The organism is Methylomonas rosea (assembly GCF_024505055.1).
GTDB classification, from domain to species: Bacteria; Pseudomonadota; Gammaproteobacteria; order Methylococcales; family Methylomonadaceae; genus Methylomonas; species Methylomonas rosea.
This window is the reverse complement of record NZ_JANIBL010000087.1, coordinates 1-15,019: the sequence shown is the minus strand read 5'-3', so window position 1 is coordinate 15,019 and position 15,019 is coordinate 1. Positions and strand designations below refer to the sequence as shown.

The following is a 15,019-nucleotide window of genomic DNA, read 5'->3' as shown; positions in this document are numbered from 1 at the left end:
TGAGTAATAACCGGTTTTGATTCAAAAAATATTTTCTGAATAGGTCAGTAGTTCAATTGGTAGAGCAGCGGTCTCCAAAACCGCAAGTTGGGGGTTCGAGTCCCTCCTGGCCTGCCATTCAGGAAATCTTCATAATTTAATTCAAGTTGACTAAATGAACGCACACGCAGAAGAAGTCTCCTCAGTGGTGGACATCGTAAAGTTGGCTTTATCTCTGGTTTTAGTTGTTGCCGGCATTTCAGCGTTCTATTACTTCTCTGATTTCCAGCTTCTTTACCGCGTCTTGGTTTTGGTGGGTGTTTTGGCTGCCGCGGTAGCTGTTGCCTTTGCTACTGCTAAAGGTCGTGGTTTATGGGGGTTTATGCTGGAGTCCAAGCAGGAATTCAAGAGGATCGTATGGCCCACTAAAGACGAGGCGGTTCGTACTACGCTGATGGTTTTTTTAATGGTGTTCATAGTCGGCTTAATACTGTGGTTGCTAGATATGTTTTTGTTTTGGGGTGTTCAGCTTTTGATGAGCCAGGGGATTAAATAATGACACTTCGCTGGTATGTCGTTCATGCGTATTCCAACTTTGAAAACAAAGTTAAGCAGGCGCTGGAAGAGCGTATAAAACGGGAAGGACTGGAAGAGTTTTTTGGGAAAATTCTAGTTCCTACTGAAGAAGTTGTTGAAATGCGCATGGGTCAGCAGCGTAAAAGTGAAAGAAAATTCTTTCCGGGTTACGTCCTTGTTCAAATGGAATTGAATGACGAAACGTGGCATTTGGTTAGAAACGTCCCTAGAGTGTTGGGTTTTATTGGTGGAGCCTCAGACAGGCCGTCACCAATCTCAGAAAAAGAAGCGATGGCAATATTGAATCGCGTTGAAGAGGGTGTAAATAAACCAAGGCCTAAAGTGTTGTTCGAGGTTGGGGAGGTTGTTCGGATTACCGATGGCCCATTTAAAGACTTTAATGGCAATATTGAAGAAGTTAATTACGAGAAAAGTCGCTTGCGCGTGTCCGTGCTTATTTTCGGTCGATCTACACCAGTCGAATTAGAATTTGGACAGGTTGAAAAAGTCTAATTTACAGTTTGAGATTTTTATGAATCCCTGTCATTTATATGGCCGGGATTTTTGTTTGTTGGGGAGCTGAAAAGCGTTTGCACCCGTTAGGAGTATAAAATGGCAAAAAAAATTGATTCATACATCAAGCTGCAAGTAAAAGCAGGTGAGGCAAATCCTAGTCCACCAATCGGTCCTGCATTAGGTCAGCGTGGTGTCAATATTATGGAGTTCTGCAAGGCGTTTAATGCGAGAACTCAAGAAGTTGAGAAAGGCCTGCCTTTACCTGTTGTTATCACCGTTTATAGCGATAAAAGCTTTACTTTTATTACTAAAACGCCGCCAGCTTCTGTTTTGTTGAAAAAAGCAGTTGGTATTAAAAGCGGCAGTAGCAAACCGAATTCTAATAAAGTTGGCACGGTCTCACGTGCGCAATTGGAAGAAATCGCGAAAACCAAAATGGAAGATTTGAATGCAGCTAATTTGGAAGCGGCGATAAGAATTATTGCGGGAAGCGCTCGCAGCATGGGTTTGAACGTGGAGGGCGTGTAATGGCAAAAGTAACTAAAAAAGCAAAGGCTATCAAAGAAAAGGTAGTCAGAAGCAAACAATATTCGGTTGCCGAAGCAGTGGCTCTGTTAAAAGAATTTGCAAATAGCAAGTTTGATGAGTCGGTTGATGTCAGTGTTAACTTAGGTGTTGATCCACGTAAATCCGATCAAAACGTTCGTGGTGCCTCTGTGCTGCCTAACGGAACAGGCAAAACTGTAAGAGTTGCTGTGTTTACTCAAGGCCCAAATGCTGATGCCGCGCGCGAAGCTGGTGCGGACATCGTCGGTATGGATGATTTGGCCGAGCAAGTTAAACGCGGCGAAATGAACTTCGATGTAGTTATTGCCTCACCTGACGCAATGCGCGTGGTTGGTCAATTGGGTCAAATTTTAGGTCCAAGAGGCCTGATGCCAAACCCGAAAGTAGGTACCGTAACGCCTGACGTCGTTACAGCAGTCAAAAATGCCAAATCAGGGCAGGTCAGATACCGCACAGATAAATCAGGCATCATTCATTGCTCTATCGGTAAAGTCTCTTTCGATGAAACCTCGCTTAAACAAAATTTGGAATTTTTAATTTCAGATTTGAAAAAAGCTAAGCCCACAGCAGCGAAGGGCGTGTATCTGAAAAAGATTGCATTGTCTTCGACTATGGGTCCGGGTTTGTGGATCGATCAAAGCAGTATCGATATTTAAAATAACAAGTTTTAAGGCTTTGGGTTGCCGAGTTGTCGGCAACCGTCAAAGACCGTAGGTGCGAAAGCTTAATTTTCCTACGCAGACGGGAGCTGGAGCCGCAAAGTTGGTGAAAGGGACCGTGAAAGGGGCATCGCAAGATGCGTTTCATAGATCCGATGCATATCGGAAAGTACCGGAGGTAGATGTGGCACTCAATTTAGATAGCAAAAAAGTTGTCGTAGAGGAAGTTGCTGAATTCGCCGCTAAAGCCCACTCCGCAATTGCTGCGGAATATCGGGGTTTGACAGTTACCGAATTAACGGAACTGCGTAAAACCGCGAGAGAAACGGGCGTTTATTTGCGCGTAGTCAAAAATACACTGGCTAAACGTGCTGTCGCTGGGACTGAGTTTGAATGTATGCAGGAAGGACTGGTTGGTCCTTTAATTCTGGCATTTTCCATGGAAGATCCAGGCTGCGCAGCACGACTCATCAGCGAATTCTCCAAAGGCCATAACAAGTTGATCGCAAAAGTAGTCGCGATCGGCGGACAGGCTTTTGACGGATCGGAGCTAGATAGATTGGCAAGATTGCCAACCCGTGATCAAGGTATCAGCATGCTGATGTCTGTCATGAAAGCACCGGTTGAGAAACTCGCGCGTACTCTGGCTGCAATCAGAGACGAGAAAGAAGCGGCATAATCTCGCGTTAACCAGTTAAAACTCATTAATTTTAGAGGAATACACAATGGCAATTTCACAACAAGACATCTTGGAAGCAGTCTCTAATATGACTGTGATGGAAATCGTTGATCTGATTTCAGCGATGGAAGAAAAGTTTGGCGTTTCTGCTGCTGCGGCAGTGGCGGTTGCAGCTCCTGTAGCGGCGGCTGTTGTTGAAGAGCAAACCGAGTTCGATGTTATCTTGACCGGTTTCGGCGAAAACAAAGTAGCGGTTATTAAAGCAGTTCGCGGCTTGACAGGCTTGGGCTTGAAAGAAGCTAAAGACGCTGTTGAAGGCGCACCAACTACCGTTAAAGAAGGTGTCAACAAAGCCGAAGCTGAAGCGGCGAAAAAAGAGCTTGAAGAAGCTGGCGCAACTGCCGAAATCAAATAAGTATCTTGACTGCATACCAGGCATAAGCCTACCAAACCGGGCTGACGGCATTTTGCCGTCGGCCTTTTACTGTTTCTAAAACAGTAGTAAATAATCTCTGACGACGAAGGTATAGAAGCAATATGGCCTATTCTTTTACCGAAAAAAAGCGTATCCGTAATAATTTTGGGAAGGGTTCCGAAGTATTGGAAGTCCCATATCTTTTGGCAACACAAATTGATTCGTATGCAAACTTCTTGCAGTCTGGCATAGAGCCGGATAAACGACGCAATCAAGGACTGCATGCCGCATTCTCCAGCGTGTTTCCGGTGGTGAGCCATTCAGGCTATGCCGTATTGGAGTATGTTAAATATCGCTTGGGGGAACCCGCATTCGATGTAAGAGAATGTCAACAGCGCGGCGCCACATTTTCGGCTCCGTTGCGCGTATTAGTGCGTCTAGTGATCTATGACAAAGATGCGCCAGCCAACACTAAAGTCGTCAAAGATATTAGAGAGCAAGAAGTTTACATGGGTGAACTGCCTCTAATGACCGACAACGGCACTTTTGTGATTAACGGTACCGAGCGGGTCATTGTGTCGCAGTTGCACAGATCTCCCGGTGTATTCTACGATCACGACAAGGGTAAAACCCATTCTTCCGGTAAATTGCTGTTCAATGCACGGGTGATACCGTATCGCGGCTCATGGTTGGATTTCGAATTCGATCATAAAGATGCCGTTTACGTGCGTATAGACAGGCGCAGAAAGATTCCAGCCACTATCTTGTTACGGGCTTTAGGATATGAAAACGAAGAAATGATCAACATTTTCTTCGAAACCAACAAGTTCTCCTTGAGCGCCGAAAAATTGATGTTCCACGTTATCCCGGACAGGCTGCGTGGCGAAATGGCTGTCTTTGATATCAAGCACGACGGTAACGTCGTCATCGAAGAAGGTCGCAGAATTACCGCCAAACATGTTCGCCAACTGGAAAAGTCCGGTGTCACTGAAATCGAAGTGCCTAGAGACTATTTGTATGGAAAAATTCTTGGTCACAATGTTGTCGATACATCCACCGGCGAGTTGTTAGCCAGCGTTAATGACGAAATCACCGATAATTTATTGCAGAAGTTGATCGATGCGGGTGTACGCGAGATTAATACTTTGTATGTCAACGATTTGGATAGAGGTCCTTACATCTCCAATTCGATGCGCCTGGATACCACCACAAATCGCTTAGAAGCGCTGGTGGAAATCTACCGAATGATGCGTCCTGGCGAGCCGCCTACCGTCGAGTCTGCGGAAAATTTATTCGAAAACCTGTTTTTTACGGACGAACGTTACGACCTGTCCGCCGTTGGCCGGATGAAATTCAACCGTCGTTTGGGTCGTGAAGAAACCGAAGGATTGGGTACGCTAAGCAAAGAAGACATCATTGATGTACTCAAAGAGCTAATAAAGATTAGAAACGGTAACGGTACAGTTGACGATATCGACCATTTGGGGAACAGACGTGTGCGTTCCGTTGGCGAAATGATCGAAAACCAGTTTCGTATAGGTTTGGTGCGAGTTGAACGAGCCGTCAGAGAGCGTCTGACTTTAGCTGATTCCGAAGGCTACATGCCACAGGAAATCATCAATGCGAAGCCTGTTTCCGCTGCGGTAAAAGAGTTCTTCGGTTCCAGCCAGTTGTCGCAGTTTATGGACCAAAACAATCCGCTGTCGCAAGTTACCCATAAACGCCGGGTTTCGGCTTTGGGGCCAGGCGGTTTGGCCAGAGAACGCGCTGGCTTCGAGGTTCGTGACGTTCACACCACTCACTATGGTCGGGTTTGTCCCATCGAAACGCCAGAGGGACCGAACATTGGTTTGATTAACTCTCTGTCGGTGTACGCTAGAACCAACGAATATGGCTTCCTGGAAACACCTTATCGGAAAGTAGTTGATGGTAAAGTAACCGATCAGGTCGATTACATCTCAGCGATCGAAGAAGGTGAGTACGTTATTGCGCAATCTAGCGTTGCGGTTGACGAAAGCGGCAAATTGGTTGAAGGCTTAGTATCTTGCCGTTACAAAGACGAATTCACTTTGGCCTCCTCCGAAACTGTGCAGTATATGGACGTATCGTCCAAACAGATCGTTTCCGTGGCGGCATCGATTATTCCGTTCCTTGAGCACGATGACGCGAACCGGGCTTTGATGGGGTCCAACATGCAACGCCAAGCAGTTCCCACGCTACGCGCTGAAAAGCCGTTGGTCGGTACCGGTATGGAACGCGTTGTAGCTAAAGACTCGGGTGTAACCGTCGTGGCAACGCGAGGTGGTCGTATCGAAGCGGTCGACGCTGCGCGCATCGTGGTGCGCGCGAACGATAACGAAACCGTAGCAGGCGTGCCAGGTGTTGATATTTATAACTTGATTAAATATACGCGTTCCAATCAAAACACCTGTATTAACCAAAAACCACTGGTCAAACTCGGTGACATAGTCAGAGCCGGCGATATTTTGGCGGACGGTCCATCGACCGACATTGGCGAATTAGCCTTGGGTCAAAACATGCTGATCGCCTTCATGCCTTGGAACGGCTATAACTTCGAAGACTCGATTCTGGTTTCAGAGCGGGTGGTAAAGGAAGATCGCTTTACAACGATTCATATCGAAGAAAAAACCTGCGTAGCCCGCGAAACCAAGCACAGCCCGGAAGAGATTACCGCGGATATTCCAAACGTTAGCGAAGAAGCCTTATCCAAACTGGACGAATCTGGCATCGTTTATGTTGGTGCGGAAGTCAAGGGCGGCGATATTCTGGTTGGTAAAGTAACGCCAAAAGGCGAAACGCAATTAACGCCGGAAGAAAAACTGCTGAGAGCCATTTTCGGCGAAAAAGCAGCCGATGTTAAGGACACCTCTCTGCGGGTGCCCGGCAACGTTCGCGGTACGGTCATCGATGTTCAGGTTTTCACCCGTGACGGTGTCAAGAAGGACAAACGGGCGCTGGAAATCGAAGATGCGGAAATTAAGCGTTATCGGAAAGACTTGGACGATCAATTGAAAATCGTCGAGCACGATATTTTTGCTCGGGTAAAAACCTTGTTGACTGGCAAAAAGGCTGAAAAAGGTCCGAACGGTCTGAAAAAAGGTGAAGAGATTACCGCCGATTACCTGGATGGGCTGGTACCTTCTGAACTATTGAAAATCCGCACGCAGGACGAAGACGTTAACGTGCAGTTGGAGACCGTTGCGGAACATGTCGAGCAGCAACGCAAAGAGTTCGACGAACGTTTCGAGCAGAAAAAGAAAAAAATCACGATGGGCGATGATTTGGCGCCAGGTGTGTTGAAAATGGTCAAAGTGTATTTGGCCGTGAAAAAACGCATTCAGCCGGGCGATAAAATGGCCGGACGCCATGGTAATAAAGGTGTTATTTCGCAAATCGTGCCGATTGAAGATATGCCCTATACCGCTGACGGCAATCCTGTCGACATTTTGTTAAATCCTCTCGGTGTACCGTCGCGGATGAACGTCGGGCAGGTGCTGGAAACGCATTTGGGTTGGGCTTCCAAAGGCTTGGGTATCAAGATCGGTAAGATGCTGGAAGCTCAGGCAAAAGTGGTGGAAATTCGTGGTTTCTTGGAAAGAATTTACAATTGCAGCGGCAGAAAAGAAGATCTGAATTCGTTTACCGATAAAGAAATTCTGGAGATGGCGGTCAATCTGGTTGCCGGTGTGCCGATGGCGACGCCAGTTTTCGATGGTGCTTCAGAAGAAGATATCCGCACCATGCTGCGTTTGGCCGATTTGCCGGAACATGGTCAAACTGTGCTTTACGACGGCTTGACCGGCGAACCGTTCGAGCGGGAAGTTACCGTGGGTTACATGTATATGCTGAAGTTGAACCACTTGGTGGACGACAAAATGCATGCGCGTTCGACTGGGCCATATAGTCTTGTCACGCAACAGCCGTTGGGTGGTAAAGCGCAATTCGGTGGTCAGCGTTTCGGTGAGATGGAGGTTTGGGCGCTCGAGGCCTATGGCGCGGCTTATACATTGCAAGAAATGTTGACGGTCAAATCCGACGACGTCACAGGCAGAACCAGAATGTATAAAAACATTGTCGATGGCAACCATTCAATGGAAGCCGGCATGCCGGAATCATTCAATGTCTTAGTGAAAGAGATACGTTCGCTGGCAGTGAATATCGAAATGGAACAAGATTAATTACGTTCTGTGAGAGATAGATTCTGGACAATATCGGATAACATTTAAAGAGGATAAGCTCTTGAAAGATTTAATGAATTTCTTAAAACGTCAAGGTCGGACAGATGATTTTGACAATATCCGCATTGGATTGGCTTCTCCGGACATGATTCGTTCATGGTCTTATGGTGAAGTGAAAAAGCCTGAGACAATCAACTACCGTACCTTTAAACCGGAGCGTGACGGTCTGTTTTGCGCCAAGATTTTTGGACCGATCAGCGATTACGAGTGCTTGTGCGGTAAATACAAGCGTCTGAAGCATCGCGGCGTCATCTGCGAAAAATGCGGAGTAGAGGTTACTCTGTCTAAAGTACGCCGGGAAAGAATGGGCCATATCGATTTGGCCAGCCCGGTAGCGCACATTTGGTTCTTGAAATCACTGCCGTCGCGGATTGCATTGTTGTTGGATATGACGCTGCGCTCTATCGAGCGCGTGTTGTATTTCGAGACATTCGTGGTGATTGATCCGGGTATGTCGCCATTGGAAAAAGGCCAGTTGCTGACCGACGAAGAATATTTGAACGCGGTTGAGGAACACGGGGATGATTTCGTCGCAAAAATGGGCGCGGAAGCGATCTATGATCTGCTCAAATCAATTGATTTGAAAGAAGAAATCAACACGCTGCGTGAAGAAATCAATGCGACGAATTCTGATACCAAAATCAAAAAATATTCGAAGCGTCTGAAGGTTATTGACTCTTTGCTGGCGTCCAATAATCGTCCGGAATGGATGATTATGACCGTGTTGCCTGTTTTGCCTCCTGAGTTGCGCCCGCTGGTGCCGCTGGATGGTGGCCGTTTTGCGACTTCCGATTTGAATGATTTGTATCGCCGGGTAATCAACAGAAACAATCGTTTGACGCGCTTGTTGGATTTGAACGCGCCTGACATTATCGTCCGCAATGAAAAACGTATGCTGCAAGAGGCGGTTGACGCCTTGCTGGATAACGGTCGTCGTGGTCGCGCGATTACCGGTAGCAACAGACGTCCGTTGAAATCTTTGGCCGATATGATCAAAGGTAAGCAAGGCCGTTTCCGGCAAAACCTGTTGGGTAAGCGCGTCGATTACTCCGGTCGTTCGGTTATCGTGGTCGGTCCGACATTAAGACTGCACCAATGCGGCTTGCCGAAAAAGATGGCGTTGGAACTGTTCAAGCCGTTCATATTTAGCAAATTGCAGCTGCGTGGTTTGGCGACAACTATCAAAGCTGCCAAGAAAATGGTAGAGCGCGAAGGCGCCGAAGTATGGGATATTCTCGAAGAAGTTATTCGCGAACACCCAGTATTGCTGAATCGTGCCCCAACTTTGCATAGATTGGGTATTCAAGCATTCGAGCCGATTTTGATCGAAGGCAAAGCCATTCAGCTGCATCCCTTGGTGTGTAGTGCGTTTAATGCCGACTTCGACGGCGACCAAATGGCGGTGCATATACCATTATCTATCGAGGCGCAGCTCGAAGCGCGTACCTTGATGATGGCGACGAACAACATTTTGTCACCCGCTAACGGTGAGCCAGTGATCAACCCATCCCAAGACGTGGTATTGGGTTTGTATTACATTACTCGGGAAAAAATCAATGCGATAGGTGAAGGTAGTGTTTTCGGTGACTTGTCCGAGGTAATGCTGGCTCTCGACGCTAAAGCCGTTGAATTACAAAGCAAAATTGAAGTACGCGTCACCGAGAAACTCAAAACACCGGAAGGCGATTTTGAAACCATCGTGAGTAGAAAGAAAACAACGGTGGGACGCGCGATTGTTTGGGGCATTGTGCCTGACGGTATGCCCTACGAGTTGGTCAACGTAGACATGACCAAGAAGAACATTTCCCGGTTGATCAACTATAGCTACCGCTATCTCGGGATCAAAGAAACCGTGATGTTGGCGGATAAGATCATGTACCTGGGATTTAAATACGCTACGCGTTCCGGGGTGTCTTTCGGTATTGAAGACATGGAGATTCCTGTCAAGAAAGCCGACATCATCCGATCTGCCGATGCCGAAGTTAACGAAATCCAGAACCAGTACGCGTCCGGCTTGGTTACAGACGGCGAACGCTATAACAAGGTTGTCGACATCTGGTCACGAGCCAATGATCAAGTCGCGAAAGTGATGATGGAAGGCTTGGGTGAAGACGAAGTCGTAAACTCAAAAGGTGAGAAGGTAAAACAAAAGTCTTTCAACTCCATCTTTATGATGGCTGAGTCCGGCGCGCGGGGTTCTGCGGCACAGATTCGCCAGTTGGCAGGTATGCGTGGTTTGATGGCTAAGCCTGATGGCTCCATCATCGAAACGCCGATTACCGCTAACTTCCGCGAAGGTTTGGACGTATTACAGTACTTCATTTCAACCCACGGTGCTCGCAAGGGCTTGGCCGATACCGCGCTGAAAACCGCTAACTCAGGTTACTTGACTCGCCGTTTGGTAGACGTCGCGCAGGATTTGGTTATCGCCGAATCCGATTGCGGCACTCAAAACGGCCTGACCATGATGCCGATTATCGAAGGCGGCGACGTAGTTGAACCATTGGTAGATCGCGTACTAGGACGGGTTGCGGCTATGGACGTAACTGATCCAGCCGGTAACAACGTTCTGATTCCTGCCGGCACGATGATTGATGAAAATCTGGTCACGGTTCTGGAAGATAACGGCGTCGATAAAATGTTGGTTCGTTCAGTGATCACATGTGAGTCTCGTCAAGGCGTTTGCGCCAAATGCTACGGTCGCGATTTAGGGCGCGGTCACTTGGTTAACATAGGCGAAGCTGTCGGCGTTGTAGCGGCTCAGTCGATTGGTGAGCCAGGTACCCAGTTAACAATGCGGACTTTCCACATCGGTGGTGCTGCCTCTCGATCTGCTGCTGTTAGCAACGTGCAGGTTAAATCGAGCGGTACTGCGAAGCTCAATAACTTGAAAACTGTAAAGAACAGAGAAAACAATCTTGTAGCTGTGTCGCGGTCGGGCGAGGTTGGAGTGATGGACGATTACGGTCGTGAGCGCGAACGTTACAAAATACCTTATGGTGCTGTATTGTCGGTTGGTGACGGTAGTCCGGTCAGTGCCGGCGATATCATTGTTAATTGGGATCCGCACACTCACCCAGTTATCACCGAGGTAGACGGTTTTATTCAGCTGATCGATTTTATGGACGGTATTACTGTTCAAGAACAATCGGATGACGTAACTGGCTTAACCTCGCGAGTGGTTACCGATCCTAAGCAAAGAAGCTCGGCTGGTAAAGAATTGCGGCCTATGGTTCGTCTTCTTGATGAGCAAGGCGGACAAATCAATTTGCCGGGAACTGATATTCCCGCCCAATACTTCTTGCCAGCAGGCGCTATCGTCGGTGTCAAAGACGGCGGGGAAGTAAAGGTTGGTGACGTTTTGGCGAGAATTCCGCAAGAGTCCAGTAAAACAAGGGATATTACCGGTGGTTTGCCACGGGTCGCTGACTTGTTTGAAGCGCGTAAAACCAAAGATCCTGCGATTTTGGCCGAGGCAACCGGTATGGTCTCCTTTGGTAAAGAAACTAAGGGCAAACAGCGCGTCATCATCACTGATTCGGAAGGTGAGCAATATGAAACACTTATTCCAAAGTGGCGCCATATCACTGTGTTCGAGGGTGAGTTTGTCGATAAAGGCGAAACCATCGCTGAAGGTGAATTGACCCCGCATGACATTTTAAGATTACGTGGTATCGAAGAGTTGGCTGACTACCTGGTAAAAGAAATCCAGGATGTCTATCGTTTGCAAGGTGTGAAAATCAATGACAAGCACATTGAGGCAATCATCCGTCAAATGCTCAGAAAAGTTGAGATTACCGCGTCTGGTGATACCGATTTTGTCAAGGGAGAGCAGGTCGAGCGCACTATGATTAACGCGGTTAATGACCAAGTTGAAAGAGAAGGGAAGATTCCGGCTAGCTACGATTCTTTGCTGTTGGGCATCACGAAAGCGTCGTTGGCCACCGAGTCATTTATCTCGGCGGCTTCGTTCCAGGAGACAACTCGTGTATTGACCGATGCTGCGGTAAGAGGCATCAGCGATAGCTTGAATGGCTTGAAAGAGAACGTAATTGTTGGGCGTCTCATCCCAGCAGGTACTGGTTTGGCTTACCATGAACAACGGCGTAAGAGAAGAGCTGCGGACTCTGGTTCCGGCTCAGAAACGGCCACCCAGGCCATTGAAGCCGTTGACGTTGAAGAAGCTTTGAAACAAGCATTGAATGTAGAGTAGAGATTCTCAAAAATGCTTGACCTGGTTCTATTGTAAAGGTATTATGCTCTGCTCACATCAGCCAATAGGTTTGGGCGGAGCTATATTGATCTGTGGTTGCACAGATTTCTTTATTGCTTATTAAACATTGCATATTCGGAGTAGTTAAGAATGGCCACGATCAATCAATTGGTCCGTAAGCCTCGTGCTAAAAAAATAGAGAAGACTAACGTTCCGGCGTTGGAAGCTTGTCCGCAAAGACGCGGGGTTTGTACCAGGGTTTATACCACAACCCCTAAAAAGCCAAACTCGGCACTGCGTAAGGTTGCAAGGGTAAGGTTGACCAATGGTGCCGAGGTAAGTAGCTACATTGGTGGTGAGGGTCATAATCTTCAGGAGCATTCCGTGGTGTTGATTCGGGGTGGTCGTGTAAAAGATTTGCCAGGTGTTCGCTATCACGTGGTTCGGGGAAGTCTCGATACTTCTGGTGTTAAGGATAGAAAATGTGGTCGCTCCAAATATGGCGCGAAAAGACCTAAGAAATAAAGGTTGATAACAGATGTCAAGAAGAAGAGTTGCTGCAAAAAGAGTCATTAATCCGGATCCGCGTTTTGGCAGTGATATGCTGTCAAAATTCATGAATATGATCATGGAGGATGGTAAGAAGTCTGTCGCCGAGAAAATCGTTTACGGTGCTTTGGACGTCATTGAAGGTAAAGGCCATAAAGAGTCTTTAGATTTGGTAGCAAAAGCATTGGAAAATGTCCAGCCGCGGGTTGAGGTTAAATCTCGCCGGGTTGGTGGTGCGACTTATCAGGTGCCTGTAGAGGTGCGTCCTGCTAGAAGGTTGGCGTTGTCCATGCGGTGGTTGATTGATGCTGCGCGCAAGCGTAACGAAAGAACCATGGCTGCTAAGTTGGCTGGTGAGTTGTTGGATGCGTCGGAAGGTCGTGGGGCAGCAGCAAAGAAACGCGAAGATACGCATAGAATGGCGGAAGCAAATAAAGCGTTTGCTCATTATCGCTGGTAATAAAGTTATATTGGATTGTTGTTGTGGCTCGTAAGACGCCTATAGAGCGTTACCGTAATATAGGCATCATGGCTCATATCGATGCTGGAAAAACAACAACCACCGAGAGAATTCTGTTTTATACGGGTGTTTCTCACAAGATGGGCGAAGTCCATGATGGTGCCGCTACTATGGACTGGATGGAGCAGGAGCAAGAAAGAGGAATAACAATCACCTCTGCGGCGACTACGTGCTTCTGGTTTGGTATGGAAAAGCAATATCCGGAGCATCGGATCAACATAATTGATACGCCTGGGCATGTTGATTTTACGATAGAGGTGGAGCGGTCGCTGCGTGTTTTGGACGGTGCGTGCGCTGTGTTTTGTGCTGTAGGTGGGGTGGAGCCTCAGTCAGAAACGGTGTGGCGTCAGGCAAACAAGTACCATGTGCCAAGGTTGGCGTTTGTGAATAAAATGGATCGTTCCGGGGCTAATTTTTTGCGCGTCGTTGAGCAGATTAAAACGCGACTAGGTAGTGTCGTAGTGCCGATGCAGCTACCGATTGGGGCGGAAGAAAGTTTCAAAGGTGTTGTGGATTTGCTGAAAATGAAGGCTATCTACTGGGAAGATGCCAACATGGGTGTGGGCTTTACGGAAATGGAAATTCCGGCAGAAATACAAGATGTCGCTACAGAATGGCGTGAACGTATGATTGAAGCTGCTGCTGACGCATCTGAAGAATTAATGGATAAATACCTTGAAAAAGGTGTTTTGACAAACGAGGAAGTAAAGCAGGGTATAAGAACGCAGGTTCTGCAGAATAAGTTGGTCCCGGCTTATTGTGGGTCAGCGTTTAAGAACAAAGGTGTGCAGTGTGTTCTCGATGGTGTGATAGATTTTCTGCCGTCCCCTCTCGATATAAAGCCTGTAGAAGGTCTGTCGGATGCGGAGAGTGGCACGGTTCGTAGCGCCTCTGATGATGAGCCTTTCTCAGCCTTGGCATTTAAAATAGCCACAGACCCATTTGTTGGAACGCTGACTTTTTTTAGGGTTTATTCCGGGTTGGTCAAATCTGGAGATGTGGTTTTAAATGCTGGTAAGGGTAAAAAAGAAAGGATTGGACGCATCGTGCAGATGCATGCCAACAGTCGCGTCGAAATCAGTGAAGTAAGAGCGGGTGAAATAGCGGCGTTTATTGGGCTGAAAGACGTAACAACCGGCGATACTCTTTGTGACATTGAAAAGCCGATTTTGCTCGAGAAAATGGAATTCCCCGAGCCGGTCATTGCTGTGGCTGTAGAGCCAAGAACAAAGGCAGATCAGGATAAAATGGGAGCTGCACTAGCCAAACTGGCCCAAGAAGATCCTTCCTTTAGAGTCGGTAGTGATCCGGAATCGGGTCAAACAATAATTTCAGGCATGGGTGAATTGCATCTTGAAATTATCGTTGACCGAATGAAAAGAGAGTTTAACGTAGCGGCAAATGTGGGGGCGCCGCAAGTTGCTTACAGGGAAACGATTAAGAGCGTCGTTGAGTGTGAAGGGAAATTTATAAGGCAGTCTGGCGGCAAGGGTCAATACGGACATGTGTGGCTCAGGTTAGAACCAAAGGAACCCGGTTCGGGCTACGAATTTGTGAATGAAGTGGTTGGCGGTGCTATTCCGAAGGAATATCTTCCAGCTATAGATAAAGGTGTGCAAGAGCAAATGGAGAACGGCGTTTTAGCTGGTTTTCCGGTTGTTGATGTAAAGGTTAGTTTATTCGATGGTTCATATCATGATGTCGATTCGAATGAAATGGCTTTCAAGATAGCAGGATCTATGTGCTTCAGGGATGGGGCTAAGACTGCAAATCCTGCGTTGCTGGAGCCCATTATGAAGGTCGAGGTAGTAACCCCCGAGGATTATATGGGCGAGGTAGTGGGTGACATTAATCGACGGAGAGGTGTTATTCATGGAATGGAAGATGTTCCGGCCGGAAAAGTAATAGAGTGCGAAGTGCCTCTTGCTGAAATGTTCGGTTATGCCACGGATCTTAGGTCGGCGACTCAGGGCAGAGCAACGTACAGTATGCAGTTTGAAAGATATAACGAAGCACCTGCAAATATTGCGGAAGCGATTATTAGAAAAGTATCTTAAATTTTTTACATATCAGGTATTGAATCATGG

Annotated in this window: 11 protein-coding genes and 1 tRNA gene; all 12 read left to right on the top strand. The window is 47.3% G+C overall.

Going from position 1 to position 15,019, the window contains the following annotated elements; genetic code table 11:
- Positions 1-41 precede the first annotated feature (41 nt).
- The 12 genes from NP589_RS20030 to fusA all read left to right on the top strand — a co-directional run bounded on the left by NP589_RS20030 (position 42) and on the right by fusA (position 14,989).
- A tRNA-Trp gene (locus tag NP589_RS20030) sits at positions 42-117 on the top strand.
- Positions 118-154: 37 nt separating this feature from the next.
- A complete protein-coding gene (gene secE, locus NP589_RS20025) occupies positions 155-535 on the top strand; it encodes a preprotein translocase subunit SecE (RefSeq protein ID WP_256608549.1) in 381 nt (126 codons plus the stop codon).
- Positions 535-1,068 (top strand): transcription termination/antitermination protein NusG, encoded by a 534-nt coding sequence (gene nusG, locus NP589_RS20020; protein WP_064006555.1) that lies wholly within the window; start codon positions 535-537, stop codon positions 1,066-1,068. Before secE ends, nusG begins: the two co-directional genes overlap by 1 nt.
- 99 nt (positions 1,069-1,167) lie before the next feature.
- Entirely contained in the window at positions 1,168-1,599 is a 432-nt protein-coding gene (gene rplK / locus NP589_RS20015) for a 50S ribosomal protein L11 (protein WP_020484793.1), read from the top strand.
- Positions 1,599-2,294 (top strand): 50S ribosomal protein L1, encoded by a 696-nt coding sequence (gene rplA, locus NP589_RS20010; RefSeq protein ID WP_020484794.1) that lies wholly within the window; start codon positions 1,599-1,601, stop codon positions 2,292-2,294. Before rplK ends, rplA begins: the two co-directional genes overlap by 1 nt.
- 187 nt (positions 2,295-2,481) lie before the next feature.
- Positions 2,482-2,976: a 50S ribosomal protein L10 gene (gene rplJ, locus NP589_RS20005; RefSeq protein WP_026147170.1), complete on the top strand. Its 495-nt coding sequence runs from the start codon at positions 2,482-2,484 to the stop codon at positions 2,974-2,976.
- A gap of 46 nt (positions 2,977-3,022) precedes the next feature.
- Positions 3,023-3,391: a 50S ribosomal protein L7/L12 gene (gene rplL / locus NP589_RS20000; protein ID WP_020484796.1), complete on the top strand. Its 369-nt coding sequence runs from the start codon at positions 3,023-3,025 to the stop codon at positions 3,389-3,391.
- 122 nt (positions 3,392-3,513) lie between these two features.
- Entirely contained in the window at positions 3,514-7,590 is a 4,077-nt protein-coding gene (rpoB, locus tag NP589_RS19995) for a DNA-directed RNA polymerase subunit beta (protein ID WP_256608548.1), read from the top strand.
- A gap of 61 nt (positions 7,591-7,651) precedes the next feature.
- Positions 7,652-11,863: a DNA-directed RNA polymerase subunit beta' gene (gene rpoC / locus NP589_RS19990; protein WP_305891075.1), complete on the top strand. Its 4,212-nt coding sequence runs from the start codon at positions 7,652-7,654 to the stop codon at positions 11,861-11,863.
- 150 nt (positions 11,864-12,013) lie between these two features.
- Positions 12,014-12,388, top strand: coding sequence for a 30S ribosomal protein S12 (rpsL, locus tag NP589_RS19985; protein ID WP_013820393.1), 375 nt, complete (start codon positions 12,014-12,016; stop codon positions 12,386-12,388).
- A gap of 13 nt (positions 12,389-12,401) precedes the next feature.
- Entirely contained in the window at positions 12,402-12,872 is a 471-nt protein-coding gene (gene rpsG / locus NP589_RS19980) for a 30S ribosomal protein S7 (protein ID WP_020484799.1), read from the top strand.
- A gap of 23 nt (positions 12,873-12,895) precedes the next feature.
- Positions 12,896-14,989, top strand: coding sequence for an elongation factor G (gene fusA, locus NP589_RS19975; protein ID WP_256608547.1), 2,094 nt, complete (start codon positions 12,896-12,898; stop codon positions 14,987-14,989).
- Positions 14,990-15,019: the final 30 nt, after the last annotated feature.